The following is a 25,523-nucleotide window of genomic DNA, read 5'->3' on the forward strand; positions in this document are numbered from 1 at the left end:
CGCTACAATCAGGATCATCAGAACGATTCTGTAAAAAAATTACAAGTAACCTGCACGAGGAGAGAGATATGGCGGTAACGTCAACGGCACAGGCTTGCGACCTGATTATTTTTGGCGCCAAGGGCGATTTGGCTCGGCGCAAACTGCTGCCTTCCCTGTATCAGTTGGAAAAGGCCGGCCACATTCACCCCGAGACGCGCATTATCGGCGTCGGCCGCGCCGAGTGGGATGCCGCGGCCTACCGTAAGGTGGTTCATGAGGCGCTGGATACCTTTTTGAAAGAGCCGCTGGACGATGCGCTGTGGCAGCGTCTGAGCGACCGCCTCGACTTTTGTAACTTGGACGTCAACGATACCGAGCAATTTCAGCGTCTGGCGGAGAGGGTGACACCGCAGCAGCGGGTGACCATTAACTATTTTGCCATGCCGCCGAGCACCTTTGGCGCGATTTGCCAGGGGCTGGGGCATGCGGGGATGAACCTTCAGCCCAGCCGTATCGTCATGGAGAAGCCGCTGGGAACCGATCTGGCCTCATCGCGGGCGATCAACGATCAGGTGGCGCGCTATTTTGATGAGGACCAGGTGTACCGCATCGACCACTACCTGGGGAAGGAGACGGTGCTGAACCTGCTGGCGCTGCGCTTTGCCAACGCGCTGTTTGCCAACAACTGGGACAACAGCATGATCGACCACGTGCAGATCACCGTGGCGGAAGAGGTCGGCATTGAAGGGCGCTGGGGATACTTTGATCAGGCCGGGCAGATGCGCGACATGGTGCAGAACCATCTGCTGCAGATCCTGACCATGATCGCCATGGATCCGCCGGCGGATCTCTCCACCGACCGTATTCGTGATGAAAAGGTCAAGGTGCTGCGCTCCCTGCGTCGTATCAACCATAGCAACGTGCGTGAGACGACGGTGCGCGGTCAGTACACCGCCGGCTTCGTGCAGGGGAAAAAGGTACCGGGATACCTGGAAGAAGAGGGCGCGAACAAGTGCAGCAATACGGAAACCTTTATCGCCATTCGCGTCGATATCGACAACTGGCGCTGGGCAGGGGTGCCGTTTTATCTGCGCACCGGTAAGCGCCTGCCGAGCAAGTGCTCTGAGGTGGTTATCTATTTCAAAAATCCGCCGCTGAACCTGTTCAGCGACTCCTATCAGGCGCTGCCGCAGAATAAGCTGACCATTCGCCTGCAGCCGGACGAAGGGGTGCAGATCGATATCCTGAATAAGGTGCCGGGGCTGGAGCATAAACACCGACTGCAGACCACCAAGCTGGATCTGAGCTTCTCCGATACCTTCCACCAGGAGCATTTGGCGGATGCCTATGAACGCCTGCTGCTGGAGGCGATGCGCGGTATTCAGGCGCTGTTTGTCCGCCGCGATGAGGTGGAAGAGGCCTGGAAGTGGGTCGACTCCATCATGATGGCCTGGGCCGACGACAACGACGCGCCGAAGCCTTATCAGGCGGGCACCTGGGGGCCGGTGTCATCGGTGGCGCTGATCACCCGTGACGGTCGTTGCTGGAACGAATTCTGAGCGGACTGCGCGGGGCGTAGGTCGCCCCGCGTAGCGCGAGAGGAGCAGAGATAAATGGCACACTTTATCGAATTTGGCAGCGCGGACGCGCTGAACACGCAGCTGGCACAGGCTATCGCCGAGCGTTTGCGCCAGGGGATCGCCGCCCGCGGGCAGGCTAGCCTGGTGGTATCCGGTGGACGCACTCCGCTGGGCCTGTTTGCGGTGCTGCGTGAGCAGACGCTCGATTGGTCACGGGTCTGGGTGACCCTGGCGGACGAACGCTGGGTCGGGGCCGACGATGAGGCCAGCAACGAGACGCTGGTACGGGCGAACCTGTTACAGGGGCCGGCGGCGGCGGCGCACTTTATTGGCCTGAAGAATGACGCGGCGACCCCTTTTGACGGCGCAAAAGCCGCAGAGGCGGCGCTGGCGGCAATGGCGCGTCCCTTTGACGCGCTGATCCTGGGTATGGGGGACGACGGCCATACCGCATCACTTTTCCCCGGGGCAGAGAATCTGTTCCCGGCTCTCGCGATGGACTCCGGACGCGTGTGTATGGGGATGACCCCGCTCACGGCGCCGCTCGATCGCATCACCCTCACACTCCCGGCCCTGCTGGACAGCCGTCATATTTACCTGCATCTGGTGGGCAACGCCAAACGCAGGGTGTATGAGCAGGCCGCCGGCGGAGCGGAGGTGAATGAGATGCCGATCCGCGCCGTGCTCCAGCAGAGCATGACGCCGGTCGACGTCTACTGGACGGCATGAGGCTGTAATGAATCCAATCGTAGAACGTGTTACCCAACGCATTATTGAACGCTCTCGCGCTACCCGCGCGGCGTATCTGGCCAAGATTGAGCGAGCGCGCAGCACACGCGTGCAGCGCGCCCAGCTGGCGTGTGGCAACCTGGCGCACGGCTTTGCCGCCTGTACTCAGCAGGATAAGGCATCGCTGAAGAGCATGACCAAAAGTGATATCGCGATTATCACCTCGTATAACGATATGCTGTCCGCCCACCAGCCCTATGAGAGCTATCCGGAGCAGATTAAGCAGGCGCTGCATCAGGTGGGGGCTGTCGGTCAGGTAGCCGGCGGCGTGCCGGCGATGTGTGACGGGGTGACTCAGGGTCAGGACGGCATGGAGCTGTCGCTGATGAGTCGCGAAGTGATAGCCATGTCCGCCGCGGTCGGGCTGTCGCATAACATGTTCGACGGCGCGCTGTACCTGGGCGTCTGTGACAAGATCGTGCCGGGGTTGTTCATGGCGGCGATGTCCTTTGGCCATCTGCCGACCCTGTTCGTACCGGCCGGGCCGATGGCCAGCGGTCTGCCGAACAAGGAGAAGGTGCGCATCCGTCAGCTGTTTGCTGAGGGTAAGGTCGGGCGCGATGCCCTGCTGGAGTCAGAGGCTGCCTCCTACCATGCGCCGGGCACCTGTACATTCTATGGCACGGCCAACTCCAACCAGATGGTGATGGAGGTGATGGGGATGCACCTGCCTGGAGCCTCCTTCGTTCAGCCGGACTGTGCGCTGCGCCATGCGCTGACCGACGCGGCGGCGCGTCAGGTGACGCGAATGACGGAGAGCAGCGGCAGCTATCTGCCGGTCGGGCGGATGGTGGATGAAAAGGTCGTGGTAAACGGCATTGTCGCCCTGCTGGCGACCGGCGGCTCGACCAACCTCACCATGCACCTGGTGGCGATGGCGCGCGCCGCGGGCATCCTGATCAACTGGGATGACTTCTCTGAGCTGTCAGAGGCGGTGCCGCTGCTGTGCCGTATTTACCCCAACGGTCCGGCGGATATCAACCACTTCCAGGCGGCCGGCGGCGTGGCGCTGCTGGTGCGCGAACTGCTGAAGGGCGGGCTGCTGCATGACGACGTTGACACCGTGGCGGGTCACGGCCTGCGCCGTTACACCCAGGAGCCGTTCCTGGAGAACGGGCAGCTGGTTTACCGCGAAGGCGCCGAGCGCTCCTACGATACGGCGGTGATCGCCAGCGTTGAGGCGCCGTTCGCCCACCACGGGGGGACTAAAGTGCTGTCCGGTAACCTGGGGCGCGCGGTGATGAAGACCTCGGCGGTACCGGAAGAGAACCAGATTATTGAGGCGCCGGCGGTGGTGTTTAACAGTCAGCATGACGTGCTGCCGGCCTTTGAAGCGGGTGCGCTGGATCGCGACTGCGTGGTGGTCGTGCGCTATCAGGGGCCGCGGGCCATCGGGATGCCGGAGCTGCACAAGCTGATGCCGCCGCTGGGGGTGCTGATGGATCGCGGGCTGAAGGTGGCGCTGGTGACGGATGGCCGTCTGTCCGGCGCCTCGGGTAAAGTGCCGTCGGCGATTCACGTGACGCCGGAGGCCTGCGCCGGTGGTCTGTTGGCCAAGGTGCGCAACGGCGACATGATCCGGGTCGATGGACGCAGCGGCGAGCTGACCCTGCTGGTGGATGAGGCGGAGCTGGCGACGCGCGATGCATTCCAGCCGGATCTCTCCGCGCTGCACGACGGCTGTGGCCGCGAGCTGTTCAACGCGCTGCGTGAACAGCTGTCCGGCGCCGAAGAGGGCGCCAGCTGCATCCCGTTTTACCGTTCCTAATACGCGAGGCGGCGTAGGCCGCCTCAATAGCTGTGATCGATCCCGGGCGCAGGCCCAGGCGTCAGACCGGCAGGGAATGCCGGTGCTCGGGGTCACTTATTAATCCGCCGTAAGGCATCTGGAGAGAAGCGACAATGAACAACTGGAAAGTGAGTGCGGAATCCATTCTGACAACAGGCCCGGTCGTACCGGTTATCGTTATCAATACGCTGGAGCAGGCCGTGCCTTTGGCCAAGGCGCTGGTTGCCGGTGGGGTTCGGGTACTGGAAGTGACCCTGCGTACCGACTGTGCGCTGGAGGCTATCCGCCTGATTGCCCAGGAGGTGCCAGAGGCTATCGTCGGCGCCGGTACCGTGACCAATGCGGAGCAGCTGCGCCAGGTGACCGAGGCCGGCGCCCAGTTCGCCATCAGCCCGGGGCTGACCGAGGGTCTGCTGCAGGCCGCGGTGGCCGGCAGCATCCCGCTGATCCCGGGTATCAGCACCGTTTCTGAGCTGATGCAGGGGATGGACTACGGTCTGAAAGAGTTTAAATTCTTCCCCGCGGAGGCCAACGGCGGCGTGAAAGCGCTGCAGGCTATCGCCGGGCCGTTCTCCCATATCCGCTTCTGCCCGACCGGCGGTATTTCACCGAGCAACTACCGCAGCTACCTGGCGCTGAAGAGCGTGCTGTGCATCGGCGGCTCTTGGCTTATCCCGGCGGACGCCCTGGAAAACGGGGACTATGCGCGGATCACCGCGTTGGCGAAAGAGGCCGTTGCCGGCGCTCAAGCGTAACTTTTTTGCGCGCTGCATGGTTAGTCATCGCGCGAGCGGGGCTATTCAGCCGTTGGCGCGGCGTCCGTGTTCGGGGCGCACGCCTAATGCGTTGAGCCGGCAGGGGAACAAGGCCGTCCTTTTAGGACGGCCTTGTTTTTTCATGGATGATAACTTATTTATTTTTAGTGATTTTATTTAAAGAAAGTAGTAAAAGGCGGTTTGCTATAAAAAATAGCCTGTGCTACAACTAATATAACAATTAATAACCGGAGGACACTGCGCAAACCGTACACCCAGATTCAGGTACGGGGGAAGAGGGTAAACCACTATGAAAACGCATAATCGTTTAATGATTAAAACCTCTGCCTATCTGTTATTCATTTCCTCCACGATTGCCAGTGAGTATCACTGGTGCAGTGAGCTATAGCGTCTTTTTCTCCAGGGATATCCCGCGGGATGCGCTCAGTACGCCCGCGCTGGCGGTGTCATCGCACGCTTTCCACTCTACGTAAACCGCGTCGCGTGTTTGCGATGGACTCCTATATCTAACGCGTTGTTAAGCCGGTTGTCAGCGCGGTGGAATAAAGCAAAACGCCAATAAATAAAATTAAATAAGTGGAGAAATAATATGATTTACTGGATTTTTCTGGCATGTGCCATCGTGGCCGAAATTATTGGCACCCTTTCGATGAAATGGGCCAGCGTCAGCGGGACGATGAGCGGTAATGTCGTCATGCTGCTGATGGTGACCCTCTCTTATATCCTATTAGCCTTTGCGGTTAAGCGGGTCGCGCTGGGGGTGGCCTATGCCCTGTGGGAGGGGATTGGCATCCTGTTTATTACGCTGTTCAGCGTGCTGTGGTTTGACGAGCCGATATCCGCACTCAAGCTGAGTGGCCTGGGGCTGCTGGTGGGGGGGATCATCCTGCTGAAGTCCGGTACGGTGAAAAAGGGACGCACGCCCTCCAGCCCGGTGACGGGACCGACGGGGAGGAAACATGTCGTCGCTTGAATGGGTATACGGCGCCTGGCTGGCGCTGGCCGTGGCACTGGAGATCGCGGCCAATATTCTGCTCAAATGGTCTGACGGTTTTCGCCGCCCGCTGCCGGGAGTGCTGTCGCTGCTGGCCGTGCTGGCCGCCTTTGGCGCGCTGAGTCAGGCGGTAAAGGGGATTGAGCTGTCCGTCGCCTACGCCCTGTGGGGCGGCTTTGGCATTATGGCGACGATCGCGGCGGGCTGGGTACTGTTTGGTCAGCGGTTAAACCGCAAGGGGTGGTGTGGGCTGCTACTGCTGTTGGTCGGTATGGCGGTGATTAAGCTGGCCTGAGTGGCGGAGAACGGCCCGCGTGCGGGCCGTTTGCTTAGCGGGCGGCGACGATCTTGATCTCTACCCGATACTGCGGGTGCATCAGCTTGGCCTGGACGGTACAGCGCACCGGTGCTTTACCGGGAACGACCCAGGCATCCCAAGCGGCGTTCATGGCCGCAAAGTCCGCGCCGTCTGCCAGGAAAATGGTGGCATCAAGAATTCGGGTCTTATCGCTGCCCAGCTGGCTGAGCAGCATGTCGATGGCGGCCAGCGCGTTGGCGGTCTGCGCCGTCGCGTCGGCGTCCAGGTTTTCCGGTACGCTGGTAAAGTAGATGGTGTCGTTGAAGACGGTGGCATCAGACCAGCGCTGCTCCGGATTGATACGTTCGATAGACATAAATCTCGCCCTTAATAAGTGGTGGTGTCTGCGGCGTCAGTATACTCAAAAGCGTCGGGGCTGTATCCCCCGCGCTCCCCGCGCCGTGTGCGATATGCGCAGGAGGATGGAGCTTGCGCCGCGGAGTTGGCATAATCCCCCCTTTACTCCTCCAGATGAGAGATGCCGTGGCCGATGATTTTGCCCCCGACGGGCTATTAACCCAGAGTATTCCCGGCTTCACCCCCCGAGAGGCCCAGCGTCAGATGGCGCAGGCGGTCAGCGCTGTGATTGCGGCGCGGGGATCGCTGGTGGTGGAGGCCGGTACCGGTACCGGCAAGACCTTTGCCTATCTAGTGCCGGCGCTGCGCTGTGGCCATAAGGTGATCATTTCGACCGGCTCCAAGGCGCTGCAGGATCAGCTGTATAACCGCGATCTGCCGCTGATGAAGCGGGTGCTGAACTTTCAGGGGGCGACCGCGCTGCTGAAAGGGCGGGCCAACTACCTGTGCCCAGAGCGTTTGGAGCAGCAGTCGTTGGCCGGCGGCGATATCGCCCCGGCGCTGCTGGCGGAGCTGATGCGGGTGCGCAGCTGGTCGTCGCAGACCGAGGATGGCGATATCAGCCACTGCCACGGGGTGGCGGAAGACAGCGCCGTCTGGCCGCTGGTGACCAGCAATAACGATAACTGCCTGGGCGGAGATTGCCCCCATTATAAAGCGTGCTACGTGGTCAAGGCGCGTCGGCGCGCCATGGATGCCCAGGTTGTGGTGGTGAACCACCATCTGTTTTTGGCCGATCTGGTGGTCAAAGAGGGGGGCTTTGGCGAGCTGATCCCGGAGGCTGAGGTGACCATTTTTGATGAGGCGCACCAGGTACCGGACATCGCCAGTCAATATTTTGGCCAACAGCTCTCCAGCCGCCAGCTGCTGGATCTGGCGCGCGACATGATCATGGCCTACCGCACCGAGCTGCGTGACGTCGCCCAGCTGCAGAAAAGCGCCGATCTGCTGACCCAGCGCAGCCTCGATCTGCGTATCGTGCTGGGCGATCCCGGCTTTCGCGGCAACCTGCGCGATATTTTGGCGCAGGCCGAGGTACGCCGCTCTCTGGTGCTGGTGGATGATGCGCTGGAGCTATGCTACGACGTGATGAAGATGTCGCTGGGCCGCTCGGCGCTGCTCGATGCTGCCTTTGAGCGCGCGACGCTGTACCGCAACCGCCTGAAGCGTCTTTCCGACGTCATGCAGCCCGGCTACTCATACTGGTATGAGTGTACGCCGCGTCATTTCGTGCTGGCGCTGACGCCGCTGACGGTGGCGGAGAAATTCAGTGAGCTGATGCGCAGTAAGCCCGGCGCCTGGATTTTTACCTCGGCAACGCTGGCGGTGGAGGATGACGTCTCGCACTTCAGCGCGCGATTGGGGCTGACGGCGGCGCAGAGCCTGCTGCTGCCCAGCCCCTTCGACTACGCTCACCAGGCGCTGCTGTGCGTGCCGCGCTTCCTGCCGTCGCCTAACCAGCGCGGCGCCGCCGCGCAGCTGGCGCAGATGCTGACGCCGCTGATTGAGGCCAACAATGGCCGCTGTTTCTTCCTGTGCACCTCACACGCCATGATGCGCGAGCTGGCGCAGGCCTTCCGCGCGAGCCTTGCGCTGCCGGTGCTGGTGCAGGGGGAGAGCGGAAAGTCCCGCCTGCTGGCCGACTTTATTGCGGCCGGCAACGCGCTGCTGGTGGCGACCGGGAGCTTCTGGGAGGGGGTGGACGTACGCGGCGATACCCTGAGCTGCGTGATTATCGACAAGCTGCCCTTTACCGCGCCGGACGATCCGCTGCTCAAGGCCCGCATGGAGGATTGCCGTCTGCGCGGCGGCGATCCCTTTACCCAGGTGCAATTGCCCGATGCGGTGATCACCCTGAAGCAGGGGGTCGGGCGTCTGATCCGCGACAGCCGCGATCGCGGAGCCATCATTATCTGCGATAACCGTCTGGTGATGCGCCCCTATGGCGAGGTGTTTCTGCGCAGCCTGCCACCTGCGCCGCGTACCCGCGATCTATCGCGGGTCATCGACTTTCTCCGCGCCGCGCCGAGCACGGCGTCGGCAGAGGATGAGGGTGAGGCGAATTGAGAAATACAGGGTTAAGGGGCTGTGTTATTATTCTATTCATTGATAATTCATTTCTTTTCTTGCCGAGGTTGGCATGTCCACGCGAATTTTAGCGATTGATACCGCAACGGAAGCCTGTTCCGTTGCCCTGTGGAATAACGGTGAGTCTCTGGCGCTGTTTGAGATCTGTCCACGCGAACACACCCAGCGTATTCTGCCGATGGTGCAGCAGATCCTGGCCGAGGCGGGAGTGACGCTGGCCGAGCTGGATGCGCTGGCCTTTGGCCGCGGGCCGGGCAGCTTTACCGGCGTGCGTATCGGCGTGGGGATCGCTCAGGGGCTGGCGCTGGGCGCCGGGCTGCCGATGATCGGCGTCTCCACGCTGGCGACGATGGCGCAGGGCGCCTGGCGCTGTACGGCGGCGAGCCGGGTCTTGAGCGCGATCGATGCGCGTATGGGCGAGGTTTACTGGGGCGAGTACTGCCGCGATAGCGACGGCGTCTGGCACGGTAGCGCGACCGAGGCGGTGTTTAACCCGCAGCAGGTGGGCGTCCGTCTGGCCGCGCTGCAGGGGGAATGGGCGACGGTCGGTACCGGCTGGCAGACCTATCCTGACCTGGCGCAGGGCGCCCCCCTAACGCTGCGCGACGGGCAAATGCTGCTGCCTCACGCCGAAGATATGCTGCCGCTGGCGCTGCACGCCTGGCAGTCGGGGGAGACGGTGGCGGTGGAGCAGGCGCAGCCGATCTATCTGCGCAATGAAGTGACCTGGAAGAAACTGCCGGGGCGCGGCTAGCGTCCGCAGGGAACCCGACGCTGAACGACGGGTCAAAGAGAGTAGGCACCGCCAACGGCCAACGACGAGGTCATCTCGCTGTCGCCTTGGCGCGGTATAGGGGGAGCGTAATGATGCGGATAAAGATGAAGTGCATCGCCGGGGTAGCCGCCGCGCTGCTGCTGGCCGGGTGTGTGAGCGTGCCGGCGTCCGTGCGTGGCACCTCGCCGACGCCGCAGCAGAACTTTGTGGCGGTGCATAATGCGCCGGATTTATACGTCGGTCAGGAGTCCCGCTTCGGCGGTACGGTGGTCAGCGTCACCAACAAGAAAGAGGCCAGCTATCTGGAGATCGCCGTGATGCCGCTGGACAGCGGCGCCCGACCGATTCTGGGGCAGCCGGTGCTGGGGCGCATTCTGGCCAAAAGCAGCGTCTTTCTCGACCCGATCAACTTTAATCGCCAGCTGGTGACGGTGGTCGGACCGCTGACCGGCAGCGTAGAGGGAAAGATCGGCCAGACACCCTATAACTTTGTCACCATGGACATCAACGGCTATCAGCGCTGGCAGGTCGATCAGCAGGTGATTATGCCGCCGCAGCCGATCGGCCCCGGTCCCTGGGGCTATGATCCCTATTGGCGACGTCCTTACTGGGGGCCGGGCTTTGGTCCGGGCTGGGGCTGGTATGCTCCAATGCCGGCGCGGATTGAAAACGTCGTGGTGCCGCAGCCCTAGCGGTGCGTAGATTGCGCAAAGCCTGCGCGTTCACGCGCTAAAATCGGACAAAGTCGGGGTCTGCGGGCAGATTTTGGTGTCATTGACGCTCGTCAGGTATAAAATGGCGCGCTGCCTGCCGTCTGCGCGCTGCGTGTGGATGCGCCGGCTGCGAACAAAGAAACCCCGCTTTGCGGGGTTATTTGTTTTTAATGCCAGGAGGGCATATTCGACAGCGCTATCGCCCGTTCGATACGCGCGGCACCGCCCGCGCGGGGCGATATTCGTACCCCCTCATACAGATAAGAAACACGGGAGAAGCGCCTTGGAAAAGGTTTGGCTTAAACGCTATCCGGTAGATGTGCCGGCGGAAATCAATCCGGATCATTACGCCTCGCTGGTGGACATGTTTGAACACGCCGTAGCACGCTACGCGGATCAGCCTGCGTTCATCAATATGGGACAGGTAATGACCTTCCGCAAACTGGAGGAGCGCAGCCGCGCCTTTGCCGCCTACCTGCAAAACGGTCTTGGGCTGCAGAAGGGGGATCGCGTCGCGCTGATGATGCCCAACCTGCTGCAGTATCCGATCGCGCTGTTCGGCATTCTGCGCGCCGGGATGGTGGCGGTCAACGTCAACCCGCTGTATACCCCGCGCGAGCTGGAGCACCAGCTGAATGACAGCGGCGCCAGCGCGATTGTCATCGTCTCGAACTTTGCCCATACCCTGGAAAAGGTGGTGTTCTCGACTCAGGTTCGCCACGTGATCCTGACGCGGATGGGCGATCAGCTGCCGGCGGCGAAAGGCACGCTGGTTAACTTTGTGGTCAAGTACATCAAGCGCCTGGTGCCTAAATATAATCTGCCGGACGCGATCTCGTTCCGCCGTGCGCTGCAGCGCGGGCGACGCATGCAGTATGTTAAGCCGGATATCGTCAACGATGATTTGGCCTTTCTGCAATATACCGGCGGTACGACCGGCGTCGCCAAGGGGGCGATGCTGACCCACCGCAATATGCAGGCGAACCTGGAGCAGGCCAAGGCGGCCTATAGTCCGCTGCTGAAGGTGGGCCATGAAATGGTGGTGACGGCGCTGCCGCTCTACCACGTCTTTGCGCTGACGGTAAACTGCCTGCTGTTTATTGAGCTGGGCGGACGCAATCTGCTGATCACTAACCCGCGCGATATTCCGGGCATGGTCCGTGAGCTGAGCCGTTACCCGTTCACGGCGTTGACCGGGGTGAATACGCTGTTTAACGCGCTGCTGCACAATGAAGACTTCCGCGAGCTGGACTTTTCGTCGCTGCGGCTGTCGGTGGGCGGCGGGATGCCGGTGCAAAAGGCGGTTGCCGAACGCTGGGAGCAGCTGACCGGTCACCATTTACTGGAGGGCTACGGGCTGACCGAGTGCTCACCGCTGGTGGCGGGGAACCCCTACGATCTGAAGCGCTACAGCGGCAGCATCGGGTTGCCGGTGCCGTCGACGGATGTCCGCTTAGTGGATGACGAAGGCCGTGAGGTCGCGTTGGGGGAGGCGGGAGAGCTGCAGGTGCGCGGCCCGCAGGTGATGCGTGGCTACTGGCAGCGACCAGAGGCAACAGAAGAGATCATGCGCGACGGTTGGCTGGCCACCGGCGATGTCTGCACCATGGATGAGCAGGGCTTTTTACGTATCGTCGATCGCAAGAAGGATATGATCCTGGTCTCCGGCTTTAACGTGTATCCCAATGAGATCGAAGAGGTGGTGGCGCTGCATCCCAAAGTGTTGGAGTGCGCGGCCATCGGTGTTCCCAGCGAAAGCTCGGGTGAGATGGTCAAGGTGTGCGTGGTCAAGCGCGACCCTAGCCTGACCCGCGATGAGCTGGTGAGCCACTGCCGCCGCCATCTGACCGGCTATAAGGTACCGAAGCAGGTGGTGTTTTATACGGAGCTGCCCAAGAGCAACGTGGGTAAGATTTTACGCCGGACGCTGCGCGAAGCACAGGCGGCGGATGACAAACGGTAACCTCGACGCGTACCCTGTTGCTGGTTGTTGATAGCGGGGCGCCGGCGTTGCTGTCGGCGCACTGTTTTTTTGGGCGGGGTGATGCGAGACCGCCCGTTCACGTCCTGCCGCGGCAGGCGTTTTAATGAGATTATAATGCTAAAGTATCAGTTAATTACCTCCAGCAGTGCGCTGAAAGAGGTCTGTGAACGCGCCAGCGCCTGCCCCTATATCGCGCTGGATACGGAGTTTGTCCGCACCCGTACCTACTATCCCCAGCTGGGGCTGGTGCAGCTGTATGACGGTGAGACGCTGTCACTCATCGATCCGCTGCCGATCTCCGACTGGCAGCCGTTTGTCGATCTGCTGCGTAACCCGCAGGTCGTCAAACTGCTGCACGCCGGCAGCGAAGATCTGGAGGTCTTCCTGCATGACTTCCAGACTCTGCCTCAGCCGCTGATCGACACCCAGATCCTGGCTGCCTTTACCGGTCGCCCGCTCTCCAGCGGCTTTGCCGCCATGGTCAGCGCTTATCTGCAGGTGGACCTGGATAAGAGCGAGTCGCGCACCGACTGGCTGGCCCGTCCGCTAAGCGAGCGTCAGTGCGACTATGCCGCGGCAGACGTCTATTACCTGCTGCCGATGGCGCACAAGCTGCTGGCCGAGGTTGAGGCCTGCGGCTGGCTGCCGGCGGCGCTCGACGAGTGCCAGGCTCTGTGCCGCCGTCGCGCCGAAACGGTGGATCCGACGCTGGCCTACCGGGATATGACCAATGCCTGGCAGCTGCGTCCGCGTCAGCTGGCCTGCCTGCAGCTGCTGGGCGAGTGGCGCCTGAATCAGGCCCGCACCCGCGATATGGCGGTGAACTTCGTGGTGCGTGAGGAGAGCCTGTGGCTGGTGGCACGCTACATGCCGGGCTCGATGGCCGAGCTGAGCGAAATCGGCGTCAGCGGGCCGGAGATCCGCTATCACGGTAAGGCGCTGCTGGAGATCGTCGAGCGCAGCGCCGCGCTGGAAGAGGCGCAGCTGCCGCCCGCCGTCGAGCGTCTGATCGACCACCCGGGCTATAAGCAGGCGTTTAAGCACATTAAGACGCTGGTGCAGCAGGTGGCAGAGCAGAAGGGGCTGACGGCGGAGCTGCTGGCGTCTCGGCGCCAGATCAATCAGCTGCTGAGCGTACACTGGCAGCTGAAGACGGAGCAGCCGGAGCTGCTGAGCGGCTGGCGCGGTCAGCTGCTGGCCGATGGGCTGAATGGCGTACTGACAAAATAGCGTGTGCAGGCGATAAATAATAAAGGCAGCCTTAGCGCTGCCTTTATTGTATTGGTGAGCTGGGGTGTAGGATAAAACAAAATTTATTCATTTTATCGAGCAGATAATCTGCGCCGTAGCATAATAATCAGATTATTCTGTAAAGATGTCCTAATAATAAACAGATGATGGTAATTCATCTGTTTATTTATACAGTCGTTTCCTTAATAAATAAGGGAACGCCGCCTCTTGCTCATTTCGGTGCTTCTTCGTTTTCCGGTAATGTGACATTTAGCTCGAGAACCGAAATATCATCCCCTTTCTGCTCCAGCTGTACGCTGACCATTTCTGGATCGATCTGTACATATTTACAGATGACCGCCAGCAGGTCGCGCTTCAGCTGAGGGAGATAGTGGGGCTCACTGTCTCCCCGGCGCCGCTCCGCGACGATGATCTGCAGCCGTTCCTTGGCGATATTGGCTGTCGTTTTTTTACGCGACAGAAAGAAATCAAGTAATGCCATGTCTTATCCCCCGAACAGGCGTTTCAGGAAGCCTTTTTTCTCTTCTTCAACAAAACGGAACTGACGCTCTTCGCCCATCAGACGCTCGACCGTATCACGGTAGGCCTGACCCGCATCGGACTCATTGTCCAGGATCACCGGCTCGCCCTGGTTAGAGGCGCGCAGCACCGACGGGCTCTCCGGGATGACGCCGACCAGCGGAATGCGCAGAATTTCCAGCACGTCCTCCATGCTCAGCATGTCGCCGCGGCTGACTCGGCCCGGATTGTAGCGCGTCAGCAGCAGGTGCTCCTTGATAGGATCGTCACCGTTTTCGGCCCGGCGAGACTTGGAGGAGAGGATGCCCAGGATACGGTCAGAGTCACGTACCGAGGAGACCTCTGGGTTGGTAGTGATGATGGCCTCATCGGCGAAGTAGAGCGCCATTAGCGCCCCGGTTTCGATACCGGCCGGAGAGTCACAGATAATGAAGTCAAAGCCCATCTCCTGCAGATCGTCGAGCACTTTCTCTACGCCTTCACGGGTCAGCGCGTCTTTATCGCGGGTCTGAGAGGCGGGCAGGATGAATAGATTCTCGGTGCGCTTGTCTTTGATCAGCGCCTGATTTAGGGTCGCGTCACCCTGGATGACATTGACAAAGTCATACACGACGCGGCGTTCACAGCCCATGATCAGGTCAAGGTTACGCAGGCCAATGTCAAAGTCGATAACAACGGTTTTTTTGCCTTTCTGTGCCAGTCCGGTTGCGATGGCCGCGCTTGATGTAGTCTTGCCAACGCCCCCTTTACCCGATGTAACAACAATAATGCGTGCCATGAAAATATCCTTTTTGAAGAAGGGCCTAGAATAAAGGTTGAATGGTAAGGGCGCCGTCGCTCAGGGTGAGGCGGGCGGCTTGCCCATAATAGTTTTCCGGGATCTGATCGCTTAGCCAGTACTGACCGGCGATGGATACCAGTTCGGCGGAGAGATGGCTGCAGAAGATCTGGCTGCCGCTGTCGCCAGCGGCGCCGGCCAACGCTCGCCCACGCATCATGCCGTAGACATGTATATTGCCGTCGGCGATCAGCTCTGCGCCGGCGCTGACGTGGCTGGTGACGATCAGATCGCAGCTACGCGCATAGATCTGCTGGCCTGAGCGCACCGGGGTACTGACGATTTTGGTTTTCGCCGCGACGGGGACCGCCGGGGCGATGGGCGCCTTCTTCACCGCGCCTTTACCTTCGCTGAGCAGCGGCAAACCCGCATGCAGTACCGCCTGTTTTTGGGCTTCGTCGCGACAGCCGCTGACGCCGATGACGTGCAGCCCTGCGGCGCTGAACACGCGCAGCATTTCACGCCATTCCACACTGCCATTCACATCAGTAATATTAATAACAACAGGCGCATTTTTCAAAAACGCGGGCGCTTGACCGACTTTGGCGATTAATGCCGGGCGAATTACCTCTGGTTGAGAATTATGCAAATGAACAACCGAGAGTGTAAAACTGCTGCCTTTCAGTTCTATTGGCGCTTGTGACATCTATCCTGACTCAGCTCAGCAACTTGGAAATCTCCGAAATAACCACGGCGCGCGTGATATTCCGATGTATCTAAGCATGTTATAGTCAGCAGTATATCTAGGCAAGTCGCCGTCAGAATTAAATAGAGTGGAAAAAATGCTTTGTGTGATCTACAGAAGCTCAAAACGCGATCAAACATATCTGTATGTGGAAAAGAAAGACGATTTTTCCCGGGTTCCACCCGATTTACTGAAGAGCTTCGGCCTGCCGCAGCTGGCTATGGTGCTTAATTTGGCCACTCGCACGCGCCTGGCCGGGGCGGATCTCGCGACGGTGAAAGCGGCGCTGGCCGAGCAAGGGTATTATCTACAGCTGCCGCCGCCGCCGGAAAACCTGTTGAAGGGGCACCTATATGCTCAGGGGAAAATGACCGCCTGAGGCGTATTTCTGGCGCCGCGTACGCTAATGCTGTGAACGATATCACGCTCTGGTCGGGCGGGCGCTTCCGTCGCTGCGGATAATCGATAGACTGATGATCCGGGGTGCCGGCGGCGGCACCCGCCTGAGGGGAGGTGAAGGATGTATCAGCATCGTGATTGGCAGGGTGCTCTGCTGGAGCTACCGGTCAGTAAGGTGGTCTGCGTCGGTAATAATTACCGTGAGCATGTCCGTGAGATGGGCAGCCAGGTGGCGCCGCAGCCCGTGCTGTTCCTTAAGCCGGAGAGTGCGCTGTGCGATCTGCGCCAGCCGATCGTGATCCCCCACGGGCTGGGCGAGGTGCACCACGAGGTCGAGCTGGCGGTGCTGATCGGCATGCCGCTGAGTCAGGCGAATGAGGATCGGGTGGCGCGCGCTATCGCCGGCTATGGCGTGGCGCTGGATCTCACCCTGCGCGACGTGCAGCGCGAATGCAAAAAGCACGGCTATCCCTGGGAGAAGGCCAAGGCGTTTGACGGCGCCTGTCCCATCTCTGGTTTTATTCCCGAGAGCGAATTCGGCGACGCGCAAAACGCCGGCCTTACGCTGAGCGTCAACGGCGCGCTGCGCCAGTCTGGCAATACGCGCGATATGCTGACCCCCATCCTGCCGTTGATTAGCTATATGAGCCGCTTCTTTACCCTGCGCGCCGGGGACGTTGTGCTGACGGGAACACCGGCCGGCGTCGGTCCGCTGCTCTCCGGCGACATGCTGACCATCGGCCTGAACGCGCGTACGCTGACGACCCGGATCATTTGAGGCCGGCGCGGAGATACCCGCTATCGCGAAAGGGACTTGCATCTGTCGCCCAAAGCGTCTATACAGGGCGCCTTTGATAGCACAGCTGCGGGTAACGTGAACATGGGTACAACGCCTTTTTGGCAGGAAAAAACGCTGGAACAGATGAGTGACGCCGAATGGGAGGCGCTGTGTGACGGCTGCGGTCAGTGCTGCCTGCATAAGCTGCAGGACGAAGATACTGATGAGATCTATTTCACTAACGTGGCCTGCAACCTGCTCAATATCAAGACGTGTCAGTGCCGCCACTATGCGCGGCGCTTTGAGTATGAAGAGGACTGCATCAAACTGACTCGGGAGAATCTGCCGACCTTTGAATGGCTGCCGCCGACCTGCGCCTATCGCCTGCTGAGCGAGGGCGCACCGCTGCCGACGTGGCACCCGCTGCGCACCGGCTCTAAGTCGGCGATGCATGCGGCGCGCATCTCCGTGCGCTATATCGCGGTGCGCGAAAGCGAAGTCAGCGACTGGGAGCAGCATATTATGCGCCAGCCGCTGTGGCAGCAGGGAGAAGGGCAGGAGTAAATCGGTTGTGGTCCTACGGCTGGCTTTGTATGATGAATTAGCCCGCCGCAGCGCCGTCACGCTACGCATGCCGCGGGAATACCATCACAGAACAGGAGAGGGAAAAGATGTATCAGAACATTTTACTACCGCTGGATCTGGGAGAGGAGGCGCTGACGGCGATGGCGTTGGAGCAGGTGAAGGCCGTGATCCGCAGCCCAGATACCCGGGTGCGCCTGATGTACGTCGTCGCCCAGATCCCCGATTTTATCCTTAACCGCTTTAACCCGCAGACCAATCAGTTCGATGATGTGATGAGCGGTGAGCTGCGCTCGCGTCTGCAGGCGCTGGCGGATACGCTGCCGCTGCCGGCGGAAAACATCAGCGTGGTGGTGCGCCAGGGCGGTATCTATGACGAAATCCTGAAAGAGGCGCAGTGCATCGATGCCGACCTGATCCTGATCGGATCGCGGCGCCCCAGCATGAAAACCTATCTGCTGGGCTCCAACGCGGCGGCGATCGTTCGCCACGCTCGCACCTCGGTGCTAGTCGCTCGCTAAAGTATTCCGTCACCCAGCAACGAGAAAAGCAAAAGGCACCCTCGGGTGCCTTTTGACGTTGGTCGCGCGGTGTGAGCGGCGAGTCTAGCGATTAAACAGCGAGCGACGCTTCTCTTTGACCATCTGAGCCAGCAGCACCAGCAGACCGATCAGCAGATAGGCGGCAAAGATCCCGACCAGCCACTGCGGCATTTCCATGTTCAGAAACTGCCACTGGCGTTCAGCGCAGTCCCCATTGGCGAAAAAGACGGACGGAAGCCATTTGTCCAGCGGCAGCCACGCGGGGAAGGAGACAAAGAAGTCACAGGTATTGAACGGCGAGGGGTGCAGCTGGATCATCGTGTGCTGCCAGGCCAGCTCCAGCCCGCGATAGGCGCTGTACAGCCACAGCAGCAGCGCGGCCCAGCGCAGCGGGGTTTTCGGCGCCGCGGCGCCCAGCAGCCCGGCTCCCAGAATCCCGAACAGGGCACAGCGTTCATAGATGCACATGACACAGGGTTTTAACAGCATCACATGCTGAAAGTAGAGCGCGGTCGACTCAAGCAGCAGCGCGGTAAACGCCAACAGTAGCCAGGCGCCGCGCCCTTGCGAACAACGCTTCAAAAATTGCAACATAACCTGATTTCCATGTCACAAAAAGGTGCAGCCAGTGTAAACCATTGACTGCACACTGCCAGAAAAAATTATCTGAAATGCGCGACGGACGGGAGTTATAGCCCGCCGCTGAGCACGTCCTGCGCCGGTGGCAGGGTCAGCAGATGCCACTGAGACAGGAGCTGCGTTGCCGGCTCCAGCGCGAAGGTCACGCACAGCAGGCCCACCAGCGTCATCACCACCGTGTAGGGCAGCGCCATCCAGACCATGCGGCCATAGGAGAGACGGATCAGCGGCGCCAGCGCAGAGGTCAGCAGGAACAGGAACGCGGCCTGACCGTTGGGGGTGGCGACCGACGGTAGGTTGGTGCCGGTGTTAATGGCAACGGCCAGCAGCTCAAACTGCTTCAGGGAGATTGCGCCGGACTCCAGCGCCGCCTTCGCCTCGTGAATGTAGACCGTACCGACAAAGACGTTATCGGAGATCGACGAGAGCAGCCCGTTGAACAGATAGAACAGCGTCAGCTGACGATCCGGCGGCGACTGCAGCACAAACTGGATCACCGGGGTAAACAGATGCTGATCGATGATCACGGCCACGACGGAGAAGAAGACGGTGAGCAGCGCGGTGAAGGGCAGAGACTCCTGAAACGCCTTACCGATCAGGTGCTCGTCGGTGACCCCACACAGTGACGTGACCAGTACGATCACGCTCAGCCCGATCAGCCCGACCTCTGCCAGGTGGAAGGCCAACGCGCTCACCAGCCAGACGCCGACCAGGGCCTGTATCATCAGGCGCAGCTTATCCTGACGGCTGCGGCTGTTGGTACTCTCCCGATCGAAGTTGAGCAGGATTTGGCGCACGCGATCCGGCAGCTGGGCGCCGTAGCCGAACAGGGAGAATCGCTCGACCAGGTAGCAGGTGAAGATACCGCAGAAGAAGACCGGCACGGTAACCGGCGCCATGCGCAGCAGAAACGAGACGAAATGCCAGTCGGCGTTTTTGGCGATGATCAGGTTCTGCGGTTCACCGACCATGGTCATGACGCCGCCGAGGGCGGTACCGACGCCGGCATGCATCAGCAGGCTACGCAGAAAGGCGCGGAACTGATCGAGGGCATCGCGCTTGGCGCTGTCGGTCAAGAGGCTGTCGTCGCTGAGCGCCACGTTGCTGCCGCCGCCGGAGGCGACCTGATGGTAGATGCCATAGAACCCCACCGCGACGCTGATGACAACGGCGATCACCGTCAGGGCATCGAGGAAGGCGGACAGGAACGCCGCCGCCAGACAAAAGGCCAGCGATAGGGCTATCTTCGAGCGAATGTTAAGCAGTAGCTTGGTGAAGACAAACAGCAGCAGCTGCTTCATAAAATAGATACCGGCCACCATGAAGATCAGCAGCAGCAGCACTTCCAGATTGGCGGCTATCTCATGGGCGATCTTCTCCGGGCTGGTCATTCCGATAAAGACGGCCTCAAGCGCCAGCAGGCCGCCGGGCTGCAGGGGGTAGCACTTCAGCGCCATGGCCAGGGTGAAGATAAACTCGATCACCAGCAGCCAGCCGGCGTAGAACGGGCTGAGGGCAAAAACCAGTGGATTGATGATTAAAAAGACCAGAATGGCGATTTTGTACCAGCCCGGCGCATTACCGAGGAAGTTCTTCGCGAAGGCCTGGGTATATGTGATTGTCATAACGTCGTTAAACCTGATTTCTTATGTGATTTTGCCGGTATCGGCGCGATCCCAGAAAGCGGAACGGAGAATATCTTTGCCGGGAAATAATTAGACTATACTACTTTCACGGCGGGCGGCAAAGTGGCGCCTTGATATAACCTCTTATAAATCATTTAATTATTGTCGAGTTTCCTAATATAAGCGTCTTACCACGGCACCATCCACGGCCGATGCGGGCGCCGCGCGGGGCGGCGTACCGATGAGGGCAAATCTTGCCGATTTTGACGCAGGGCTGCAATGGGGCACGCTGGAAAGGGGGAGTAACGCGGTTCAGCGCCCAGAGTGTGGAATAAAAAACTGTGAGCGCATTATTTATCGATATGACATGCGGAGGTCGAGGGACGGCATGCGATAGAAGGGGAGAACCCGTTACCGGAGAGAGCCCAGATTGCCCAGCGCGATGCGCGGCGCGGGTAAGGGAAACTCCAGCGAGCCCAGGCGAGGCTGTGCCGTCGGGTGTAGCGTCAGGTTGCCCAGGATGGGGGGGAGCGTCTCCTCCTGCGCAGGCAGTTGGGCGCGGTCGCAGCGCGGCTCTGCGCGGGGAGAAGGCGTGCGCAGGAAACGCGGTGCTCCGCCGTCGGCAAACAGAGTGATGAGCAGCGCGACGCTGCTCAGTGCGGCGGCGCTGACGATAAGGATACCCGTGACGTCCATGATCTCTCTCCGCATTATTGATAATGAGTCTTATTATATATCTACTGCTGCCGCAGGCTCAATAGAAAATGAATTTTATTCGCATTTCGCATTCGCACGTGGCTTTTGCCGCCGTGGGCACAGTTTGTATGTTTAAGCGCTATCGGCGCTATATCAGCGGGTTGCCATCTGGTATGATGAGCAATCTTGTTTTGCTTATTCTTATTGTCGTGACGGAACGTTAACAACATGGTTATTAAGGCGCAGAGTCCAGCTGGTTTTGCGGAAGAGTATTTAATTGAAAGTATTTGGAATAACCGTTTCCCACCCGGTTCTATCCTGCCCGCAGAGCGAGAGTTGTCTGAGCTGATTGGCGTTACCCGTACTACCCTGCGTGAGGTACTGCAGCGTTTAGCGCGCGATGGATGGCTGACGATCCGGCATGGTAAGCCGACGCAGGTGAACAACTTTTGGGAAACCTCCGGCTTGAATATTCTGGAGACGCTGGCGCGTTTAGATCACGATAGCGTCCCGCAGCTGATCGACAATGTGCTGGCCGTACGTACCAATATTGCCGCTATCTTTATTCGCGCCGCGGTGCGTCAGCACCCGGATAAGGTTGAGACTATCGTAGCCGACGCCCCGACGGTAGAGGATAGCGCCGATGCCTTTGCCGACTTGGACTACCGTATTTTTCGCGCGCTGGCCTTCGCCTGCGGCAATCCGATCTACGGCCTGATCCTCAATGGGTTGAAGGGGCTGTATACCCGGGTCGGTCGCTACTATTTTTCCAATCCGCAGGCGCGCCGCCTGGCGCTGGCGTTCTATTCGCGTCTCGGCGAGCTGGCGGCGACCCGTCAGCATGATCAGGTGATGGAGTTTGTCCGCAGCTACGGCAAAGAGAGCGGCGCTATTTGGCACGGAATGCAGAGCGGGATCCCGCGCGACTTGGCCGATGGGCGCGCCTGAGCCGGCGGCATATCCAGCCGATCTCCCTTTCTTCCGTTAATCGGGGGCGCTTGGCGCCCCCGGTTTTTATTTAGATCCCGTCAGGATGTGGAGGGCAGCGCTCCAGCAGCTCTACGCCACCGTCTTCATTTACCTGCTCCAGATAAACGTCAAAGCCCCACAGCCGCTGCAGATGTTTGATGACCGCCCGGCGGCTGGCGGTATCCAGCGGGATCCGGTTATGGGGAATATAGCGTAGGGTCAGCGAGCGATCGCCGCGCAGCGCGACGTTCCAGACCTGAATATTCGGCTCAAGGTTGCTCAGATTATACTGGGATGACAGCCGCTCTCGCAGGAGCCGGTAGCCCTCCTGGTTATGGATAGCCTCAATCTCCAGATAGCTATTACGCTCGTCGTCCAGGACGCTGAACAGGTGAAACTCGCGCATCAGGCGCGGCGACAGAAACTGGCTGATGAAGCTTTCATCCTTGAAGTCGCGCATGGCGAAGTGCAGCGTCTCCAGCCAGTCACGCCCGGCGATGGTGGGGAACCACTCCCGATCTTCGGGGGTCGGCTGCTGGCAGATGCGCCGAATATCTTGATACATGGCGAATCCCAAGGCATAGGGGTTGATGCCGCTGTAATAGGGACTGTTATAGGATGGCTGGGCGATCACATTGGTGTGGCTGTGCAGAAATTCCAGCATAAAGCGGTCGCTGACGCGCCCCTCGTCGTAGAGATGGTTGAGCAGGGTGTAGTGCCAGAAAGTGGCCCAGCCTTCATTCATGACCTGTGTCTGCTTCTGCGGGTAAAAGTATTGGCTGATCTTGCGCACGATACGCACGATCTCCCGCTGCCATGGCTCCAGCAGCGGGGCATTTTTTTCCAGGAAATAGAGAATGTTCTCCTGGGGTTCGCTGGGGAAGCGCTGATCCTGCCTTGCCAGCACCTCGGCCTCTCGGCGCGGCAGGGTGCGCCAGAGATCGTTGACTTGGCTCTGCAGATAGGCCTCGCGTGCCTTCTGGCGCGCACGCTCCTCATCCAGCGAGATCTTCTGCGGCCGTTTGTAGCGATCGACGCCGTAGTTCATCAGCGCATGGCTGGAGTCCAGTATTTTCTCGACCTCTTCAACGCCGTAGCGCTCCTCGCACTGGCGGATATAGTTACGGGCAAACAGTAGGTAATCGATGATGGATCCCGCGTCGGTCCAGGTGCGGAACAGATAGTTATTCTTAAAGAAGGAGTTATGGCCGTAGCAGGCGTGGGCCATCACCAGCGCCTGCAGGGTAATGGTGTTCTCCTCCATCAGGTAGGCGATGCAGGGGTTCGCGTTTATCACGATCTCATAGGCCAATCCCTGCTGACCATGTTTATAGCGCCGCTCGGTCTCGATAAACTTTTTACCGAAGGACCAGTGGGCGTAGTTGATCGGCATGCCGACGCTGGAGTAGGCGTCCATCATCTGTTCGGCGGTAATGATTTCTATCTGGTGCGGATAGGTATCCAGCCGGTAGTGCCGGGCGACCCGATCGATCTCATTCAGATACGCCTGAAGCAGCGGAAACGTCCAGTCCGGGCCATCGCTCAGGCACGGCGTGGAGTTACGGGTTGCAGCGTTTGACCTGGCCATGCACACACCTCCCTCAAGCCATTATACGGACCGCGGCATGCCGTCCTGATACAAGCGTAGCCTACGTGCTGAAAACTGCCGGATTGCCACAGCGCGCGCTCCGGTTATCGCATATGCTTGATGTACAGCGTATCGGGCATGCGCGTGGCAGCGGAGGAGCGGAGATGCGGGTAGTGATATTGGGCAGCGGCGTGATCGGCGTGACCAGCGCGTGGTATCTGGCGCAGGCCGGACATCAGGTAACGGTGGTCGATCGTCAGGAGGGGCCTGCGCTGGAGACCAGCGCGGCCAACGCCGGACAGATCTCGCCGGGCTATGCGGCGCCCTGGGCGGCGCCGGGGATCCCGCTCAAGGCGCTTAAATGGCTGTTTCAGCGTCATGCGCCGCTGGCGATGAGCCTGGACGGTTCGCTGTTTCAGCTGCGCTGGCTGTGGCAGATGCTACGTAACTGCGACAGCGCCCGCTATGGCCAAAATAAAGCACGGATGGTTCGGCTGGCCGAATACAGTCGCGACTGCCTGGTGCAGCTGCGCCAGACGACTCCCATCGATTACGAGGGGCGGCAGCTGGGAACCCTGCAGCTGTTTCGCACGCCGCAGCAGTATGAGAACGCCGCGCGTGATATTGCCGTTCTACGCGAGGCCGGGGTGCCTTATCAACTGCTGCCGGCGGCGCAGCTGTCGACGGTAGAGCCGGCGCTGGCGGCGGCGCGTGCGCGCCTGAGCGGCGGCCTGCATCTGCCCCATGATGAAACCGGGGACTGCCAGCTGTTTACCCGTCAGCTGGCGCAGCGGGCGGCGCAGGCCGGAGTGCGCTTTATCTTTAATACCCAGGCCCTGCGACTACTGCGCAGCGGGGCGCGGATACAGGGCGTACAGTGTGGCCACGATACGCTGGTGGCGGATGCCTATGTGGTCGCGCTGGGCGCCTACTCTACCGGGCTGCTGCAGGATATCGTGGCGATCCCGGTCTATCCACTGAAAGGTTATTCCCTGACGCTGCCCATCGACGACCCTGACGCCGCGCCGCGCTCGACGGTGCTGGATGAGAGCTATAAGGTGGCGATCACCCGCTTCGATCGGCGTATCCGGGTTGGCGGTATGGCGGAGGTAGTCGGCTTTGACATGTCGCTGCCGCGGGCTCGGCGCCGCACCCTAGAGAAAGTGGTACGCGATCTCTATCCGCGCGGTGGTTTTTTGCCGCAGGCGAACTTTTGGAGCGGGCTGCGTCCGGCGACGCCGGACGGTACGCCGCTGGTGGGGGCGACACCGCTGGAGAATTTGTATCTCAATACCGGCCACGGTACGCTGGGATGGACCATGGCCTGCGGATCCGGCCAGCTGCTGGCGGATATCATCTCCGGTGTGACGCCGGCGATCCGCGCCGATGATTTATCGGTTGCCCGCTATACCGCGTAATGCGGCGGACACGGCGGGCAGGGGATAATACGGGTTAGACGTCTGCGCGGGAGATGGTCTCATCTCCCCAGTAGAGCTGATCCTGATCCGTTTTGGCGAAGGCCCGCGGCAGGACATCATCGTTTCCTTCTTCCCAAATCTGTTGCGCCAGGGCTTCGTCACCGTGCGCCAGTTCGAAGATGGCTTCGGCAATTTCTAAAGAGGTTTCACGCACGCGTGCCCATTCGGCGATGTGATGCGGCTTGGTCATAAAAAGTCTCCTTGAAAATGATCGCGGTTACGGATGTACCGATCCAGCGGAAAGGGGCCGATGACAGAGGCAATCTGCCCTCTAATCACCATAACGCAGCATAGGCTGCTGCGCCAGCCCCTTGTGTTGCCACATGTTGTGGAAGGAATAAAGCGAGGACGGGGGCCGAGGCCCCCGCGGCGGCGATCAGGAGCGGAGTCCCTGTGCCGGCTGATCGCCCAGCAGGCGGTCGAGGGCGCAGAGCAGCAGCGCGCGGCGCTGTTGACTGGCTTCCACGCGGGCGGATCGCGCCAAGGCGTGAATTAAATCGCCGTAAATAATATCGCCATCGCGATGAATTAAATCGCTGACGGTTTCGCCGATGACGCGTGAAACTTCATTATCGAAATGGGTGCGTTCATTGGATATAACGCTATCGCCGGGCAGATCGAGGAGTGTGCTCATAGTGAAATTCCCCTGGGTATGGCAGAAAGGGCTCAGGGACTGTCCAACGGGAGCAGTATCAGCACCGAGACGCATGCAGACGATGTAAATGGTTTAATTATTCGTCCGTGATAAT

General features: G+C 60.1%; 27 protein-coding genes. 17 read left to right on the forward strand and 10 right to left on the reverse strand.

What is annotated here, in order from left to right:
* The first annotated feature begins 68 nt into the window (after window positions 1–68).
* The 6 genes from zwf (at window position 69) to mdtI (ending at window position 6,205) form a co-directional block, all read left to right on the forward strand.
* Complete coding sequence (gene zwf, locus L1P05_RS07090) at window positions 69–1,541, forward strand: glucose-6-phosphate dehydrogenase (protein WP_012848302.1); 1,473 nt, start codon at window positions 69–71, stop codon at window positions 1,539–1,541.
* Between the two features lie 54 nt (window positions 1,542–1,595).
* Entirely contained in the window at window positions 1,596–2,291 is a 696-nt protein-coding gene (pgl, locus tag L1P05_RS07095; protein ID WP_012848303.1) for a 6-phosphogluconolactonase, read from the forward strand.
* A gap of 7 nt (window positions 2,292–2,298) precedes the next feature.
* Complete coding sequence (gene edd, locus L1P05_RS07100) at window positions 2,299–4,119, forward strand: phosphogluconate dehydratase (RefSeq protein ID WP_012848304.1); 1,821 nt, start codon at window positions 2,299–2,301, stop codon at window positions 4,117–4,119.
* A gap of 134 nt (window positions 4,120–4,253) precedes the next feature.
* A complete protein-coding gene (locus tag L1P05_RS07105) occupies window positions 4,254–4,895 on the forward strand; it encodes a bifunctional 4-hydroxy-2-oxoglutarate aldolase/2-dehydro-3-deoxy-phosphogluconate aldolase (RefSeq protein ID WP_012848305.1) in 642 nt (213 codons plus the stop codon).
* A 610-nt stretch (window positions 4,896–5,505) separates the two neighbouring features.
* Window positions 5,506–5,889, forward strand: a complete 384-nt coding sequence (gene mdtJ / locus L1P05_RS07110; RefSeq protein WP_012848306.1) for a multidrug/spermidine efflux SMR transporter subunit MdtJ — start codon at window positions 5,506–5,508, stop codon at window positions 5,887–5,889.
* Entirely contained in the window at window positions 5,876–6,205 is a 330-nt protein-coding gene (gene mdtI, locus L1P05_RS07115) for a multidrug/spermidine efflux SMR transporter subunit MdtI (RefSeq protein ID WP_012848307.1), read from the forward strand. Before mdtJ ends, mdtI begins: the two co-directional genes overlap by 14 nt.
* Before the next feature lie 34 nt (window positions 6,206–6,239).
* On the opposite strand, the gene L1P05_RS07120 is transcribed toward mdtI, so the two are convergent.
* On the reverse strand, window positions 6,240–6,584 hold the full coding sequence (locus tag L1P05_RS07120) for a RidA family protein (RefSeq protein ID WP_012848308.1): 345 nt from the start codon (window positions 6,582–6,584) through the stop codon (window positions 6,240–6,242).
* Window positions 6,585–6,751: 167 nt separating this feature from the next.
* On the opposite strand from L1P05_RS07120, the gene L1P05_RS07125 reads away from it, so the two are divergent.
* The 5 genes from L1P05_RS07125 to rnd all read left to right on the forward strand — a co-directional run bounded on the left by L1P05_RS07125 (window position 6,752) and on the right by rnd (window position 13,415).
* Window positions 6,752–8,692, forward strand: coding sequence for a DNA repair helicase YoaA (locus tag L1P05_RS07125; protein ID WP_012848309.1), 1,941 nt, complete (start codon window positions 6,752–6,754; stop codon window positions 8,690–8,692).
* A gap of 73 nt (window positions 8,693–8,765) precedes the next feature.
* Complete coding sequence (tsaB, locus tag L1P05_RS07130; protein ID WP_012848310.1) at window positions 8,766–9,467, forward strand: tRNA (adenosine(37)-N6)-threonylcarbamoyltransferase complex dimerization subunit type 1 TsaB; 702 nt, start codon at window positions 8,766–8,768, stop codon at window positions 9,465–9,467.
* 110 nt (window positions 9,468–9,577) lie between these two features.
* Window positions 9,578–10,180 carry a Slp family lipoprotein gene (locus L1P05_RS07135; protein WP_012848311.1) on the forward strand — a complete coding sequence of 201 codons (603 nt, stop codon included), beginning with the start codon at window positions 9,578–9,580 and terminating at the stop codon, window positions 10,178–10,180.
* Window positions 10,181–10,484: 304 nt separating this feature from the next.
* Complete coding sequence (gene fadD, locus L1P05_RS07140) at window positions 10,485–12,164, forward strand: long-chain-fatty-acid--CoA ligase FadD (RefSeq protein ID WP_012848312.1); 1,680 nt, start codon at window positions 10,485–10,487, stop codon at window positions 12,162–12,164.
* 135 nt (window positions 12,165–12,299) lie between these two features.
* Window positions 12,300–13,415 carry a ribonuclease D gene (gene rnd, locus L1P05_RS07145; RefSeq protein WP_012848313.1) on the forward strand — a complete coding sequence of 372 codons (1,116 nt, stop codon included), beginning with the start codon at window positions 12,300–12,302 and terminating at the stop codon, window positions 13,413–13,415.
* Window positions 13,416–13,647: 232 nt separating this feature from the next.
* Here rnd and minE read toward each other — a convergent pair whose 3' ends face one another.
* The 3 genes from minE to minC are packed head-to-tail and all read right to left on the reverse strand — an operon-like array spanning window position 13,648 to window position 15,439.
* Window positions 13,648–13,917, reverse strand: a complete 270-nt coding sequence (gene minE / locus L1P05_RS07150; protein WP_012848314.1) for a cell division topological specificity factor MinE — start codon at window positions 13,915–13,917, stop codon at window positions 13,648–13,650.
* 3 nt (window positions 13,918–13,920) lie between these two features.
* Window positions 13,921–14,733, reverse strand: coding sequence for a septum site-determining protein MinD (gene minD, locus L1P05_RS07155; protein WP_012848315.1), 813 nt, complete (start codon window positions 14,731–14,733; stop codon window positions 13,921–13,923).
* 25 nt (window positions 14,734–14,758) lie between these two features.
* Complete coding sequence (minC, locus tag L1P05_RS07160; RefSeq protein ID WP_012848316.1) at window positions 14,759–15,439, reverse strand: septum site-determining protein MinC; 681 nt, start codon at window positions 15,437–15,439, stop codon at window positions 14,759–14,761.
* A 136-nt stretch (window positions 15,440–15,575) separates the two neighbouring features.
* Here minC and L1P05_RS07165 point away from each other — a divergent pair, with 136 nt between their 5' ends.
* The 4 genes from L1P05_RS07165 (at window position 15,576) to L1P05_RS07180 (ending at window position 17,758) form a co-directional block, all read left to right on the forward strand.
* On the forward strand, window positions 15,576–15,857 hold the full coding sequence (locus L1P05_RS07165) for a YcgL domain-containing protein (RefSeq protein WP_015461361.1): 282 nt from the start codon (window positions 15,576–15,578) through the stop codon (window positions 15,855–15,857).
* Window positions 15,858–15,998: 141 nt separating this feature from the next.
* Window positions 15,999–16,655, forward strand: coding sequence for a fumarylacetoacetate hydrolase family protein (locus L1P05_RS07170; RefSeq protein WP_012848318.1), 657 nt, complete (start codon window positions 15,999–16,001; stop codon window positions 16,653–16,655).
* 102 nt (window positions 16,656–16,757) lie between these two features.
* Window positions 16,758–17,219 carry a YcgN family cysteine cluster protein gene (locus L1P05_RS07175; protein WP_012848319.1) on the forward strand — a complete coding sequence of 154 codons (462 nt, stop codon included), beginning with the start codon at window positions 16,758–16,760 and terminating at the stop codon, window positions 17,217–17,219.
* 107 nt (window positions 17,220–17,326) lie between these two features.
* Window positions 17,327–17,758, forward strand: coding sequence for a universal stress protein (locus L1P05_RS07180; protein ID WP_012848320.1), 432 nt, complete (start codon window positions 17,327–17,329; stop codon window positions 17,756–17,758).
* An 84-nt stretch (window positions 17,759–17,842) separates the two neighbouring features.
* Here L1P05_RS07180 and dsbB read toward each other — a convergent pair whose 3' ends face one another.
* The 3 genes from dsbB to L1P05_RS07195 all read right to left on the reverse strand — a co-directional run bounded on the left by dsbB (window position 17,843) and on the right by L1P05_RS07195 (window position 20,739).
* The gene (gene dsbB, locus L1P05_RS07185; protein WP_012848321.1) at window positions 17,843–18,373 is read right to left on the reverse strand and encodes a disulfide bond formation protein DsbB; all 531 of its coding nucleotides are present in this window, start codon (window positions 18,371–18,373) and stop codon (window positions 17,843–17,845) included.
* Between the two features lie 95 nt (window positions 18,374–18,468).
* A complete protein-coding gene (gene nhaB / locus L1P05_RS07190; RefSeq protein ID WP_012848322.1) occupies window positions 18,469–20,043 on the reverse strand; it encodes a sodium/proton antiporter NhaB in 1,575 nt (524 codons plus the stop codon).
* Between the two features lie 411 nt (window positions 20,044–20,454).
* Window positions 20,455–20,739: a hypothetical protein gene (locus tag L1P05_RS07195; protein WP_012848323.1), complete on the reverse strand. Its 285-nt coding sequence runs from the start codon at window positions 20,737–20,739 to the stop codon at window positions 20,455–20,457.
* Between the two features lie 228 nt (window positions 20,740–20,967).
* On the opposite strand from L1P05_RS07195, the gene fadR reads away from it, so the two are divergent.
* The gene (fadR, locus tag L1P05_RS07200; RefSeq protein WP_012848325.1) at window positions 20,968–21,687 is read left to right on the forward strand and encodes a fatty acid metabolism transcriptional regulator FadR; all 720 of its coding nucleotides are present in this window, start codon (window positions 20,968–20,970) and stop codon (window positions 21,685–21,687) included.
* Window positions 21,688–21,757: 70 nt separating this feature from the next.
* On the opposite strand, the gene L1P05_RS07205 is transcribed toward fadR, so the two are convergent.
* Window positions 21,758–23,296 carry a SpoVR family protein gene (locus L1P05_RS07205; protein WP_012848326.1) on the reverse strand — a complete coding sequence of 513 codons (1,539 nt, stop codon included), beginning with the start codon at window positions 23,294–23,296 and terminating at the stop codon, window positions 21,758–21,760.
* A 164-nt stretch (window positions 23,297–23,460) separates the two neighbouring features.
* Here L1P05_RS07205 and L1P05_RS07210 point away from each other — a divergent pair, with 164 nt between their 5' ends.
* Window positions 23,461–24,714 (forward strand): D-amino acid dehydrogenase, encoded by a 1,254-nt coding sequence (locus L1P05_RS07210; protein WP_012848327.1) that lies wholly within the window; start codon window positions 23,461–23,463, stop codon window positions 24,712–24,714.
* 34 nt (window positions 24,715–24,748) lie between these two features.
* On the opposite strand, the gene L1P05_RS07215 is transcribed toward L1P05_RS07210, so the two are convergent.
* Both L1P05_RS07215 and L1P05_RS07220 read right to left on the reverse strand, forming a co-directional pair.
* Complete coding sequence (locus L1P05_RS07215) at window positions 24,749–24,964, reverse strand: YccJ family protein (RefSeq protein ID WP_012848328.1); 216 nt, start codon at window positions 24,962–24,964, stop codon at window positions 24,749–24,751.
* A 186-nt stretch (window positions 24,965–25,150) separates the two neighbouring features.
* Window positions 25,151–25,408 carry a hypothetical protein gene (locus L1P05_RS07220; RefSeq protein WP_012848329.1) on the reverse strand — a complete coding sequence of 86 codons (258 nt, stop codon included), beginning with the start codon at window positions 25,406–25,408 and terminating at the stop codon, window positions 25,151–25,153.
* Between the last annotated feature and the right edge of the window lie 115 nt (window positions 25,409–25,523).

Source organism: Edwardsiella piscicida, assembly GCF_021733145.1.
In the GTDB taxonomy this organism is placed as follows: Bacteria; Pseudomonadota; Gammaproteobacteria; order Enterobacterales; family Enterobacteriaceae; genus Edwardsiella; species Edwardsiella piscicida.

Bases quoted from the DNA above. Each gene is read 5' to 3' on its own strand.
- zwf (WP_012848302.1), top strand. From the start codon at position 69: ATGGCGGTAACGTCAACGGCACAGGCTTGCGACCTGATTATTTTTGGC.
- pgl (WP_012848303.1), top strand. From the start codon at position 1,596: ATGGCACACTTTATCGAATTTGGCAGCGCGGACGCGCTGAACACGCAG.
- edd (WP_012848304.1), top strand. From the start codon at position 2,299: ATGAATCCAATCGTAGAACGTGTTACCCAACGCATTATTGAACGCTCT.
- L1P05_RS07105 (WP_012848305.1), top strand. From the start codon at position 4,254: ATGAACAACTGGAAAGTGAGTGCGGAATCCATTCTGACAACAGGCCCG.
- mdtJ (WP_012848306.1), top strand. From the start codon at position 5,506: ATGATTTACTGGATTTTTCTGGCATGTGCCATCGTGGCCGAAATTATT.
- mdtI (WP_012848307.1), top strand. From the start codon at position 5,876: ATGTCGTCGCTTGAATGGGTATACGGCGCCTGGCTGGCGCTGGCCGTG.
- L1P05_RS07120 (WP_012848308.1), bottom strand. From the start codon at position 6,584: ATGTCTATCGAACGTATCAATCCGGAGCAGCGCTGGTCTGATGCCACC.
- tsaB (WP_012848310.1), top strand. From the start codon at position 8,766: ATGTCCACGCGAATTTTAGCGATTGATACCGCAACGGAAGCCTGTTCC.
- L1P05_RS07135 (WP_012848311.1), top strand. From the start codon at position 9,578: ATGATGCGGATAAAGATGAAGTGCATCGCCGGGGTAGCCGCCGCGCTG.
- rnd (WP_012848313.1), top strand. From the start codon at position 12,300: ATGCTAAAGTATCAGTTAATTACCTCCAGCAGTGCGCTGAAAGAGGTC.
- minE (WP_012848314.1), bottom strand. From the start codon at position 13,917: ATGGCATTACTTGATTTCTTTCTGTCGCGTAAAAAAACGACAGCCAAT.
- minD (WP_012848315.1), bottom strand. From the start codon at position 14,733: ATGGCACGCATTATTGTTGTTACATCGGGTAAAGGGGGCGTTGGCAAG.
- minC (WP_012848316.1), bottom strand. From the start codon at position 15,439: ATGTCACAAGCGCCAATAGAACTGAAAGGCAGCAGTTTTACACTCTCG.
- L1P05_RS07165 (WP_015461361.1), top strand. From the start codon at position 15,576: ATGCTTTGTGTGATCTACAGAAGCTCAAAACGCGATCAAACATATCTG.
- L1P05_RS07170 (WP_012848318.1), top strand. From the start codon at position 15,999: ATGTATCAGCATCGTGATTGGCAGGGTGCTCTGCTGGAGCTACCGGTC.
- L1P05_RS07175 (WP_012848319.1), top strand. From the start codon at position 16,758: ATGGGTACAACGCCTTTTTGGCAGGAAAAAACGCTGGAACAGATGAGT.
- L1P05_RS07180 (WP_012848320.1), top strand. From the start codon at position 17,327: ATGTATCAGAACATTTTACTACCGCTGGATCTGGGAGAGGAGGCGCTG.
- dsbB (WP_012848321.1), bottom strand. From the start codon at position 18,373: ATGTTGCAATTTTTGAAGCGTTGTTCGCAAGGGCGCGGCGCCTGGCTA.
- nhaB (WP_012848322.1), bottom strand. From the start codon at position 20,043: ATGACAATCACATATACCCAGGCCTTCGCGAAGAACTTCCTCGGTAAT.
- L1P05_RS07195 (WP_012848323.1), bottom strand. From the start codon at position 20,739: ATGGACGTCACGGGTATCCTTATCGTCAGCGCCGCCGCACTGAGCAGC.
- fadR (WP_012848325.1), top strand. From the start codon at position 20,968: ATGGTTATTAAGGCGCAGAGTCCAGCTGGTTTTGCGGAAGAGTATTTA.
- L1P05_RS07205 (WP_012848326.1), bottom strand. From the start codon at position 23,296: ATGGCCAGGTCAAACGCTGCAACCCGTAACTCCACGCCGTGCCTGAGC.
- L1P05_RS07210 (WP_012848327.1), top strand. From the start codon at position 23,461: ATGCGGGTAGTGATATTGGGCAGCGGCGTGATCGGCGTGACCAGCGCG.
- L1P05_RS07215 (WP_012848328.1), bottom strand. From the start codon at position 24,964: ATGACCAAGCCGCATCACATCGCCGAATGGGCACGCGTGCGTGAAACC.
- L1P05_RS07220 (WP_012848329.1), bottom strand. From the start codon at position 25,408: ATGAGCACACTCCTCGATCTGCCCGGCGATAGCGTTATATCCAATGAA.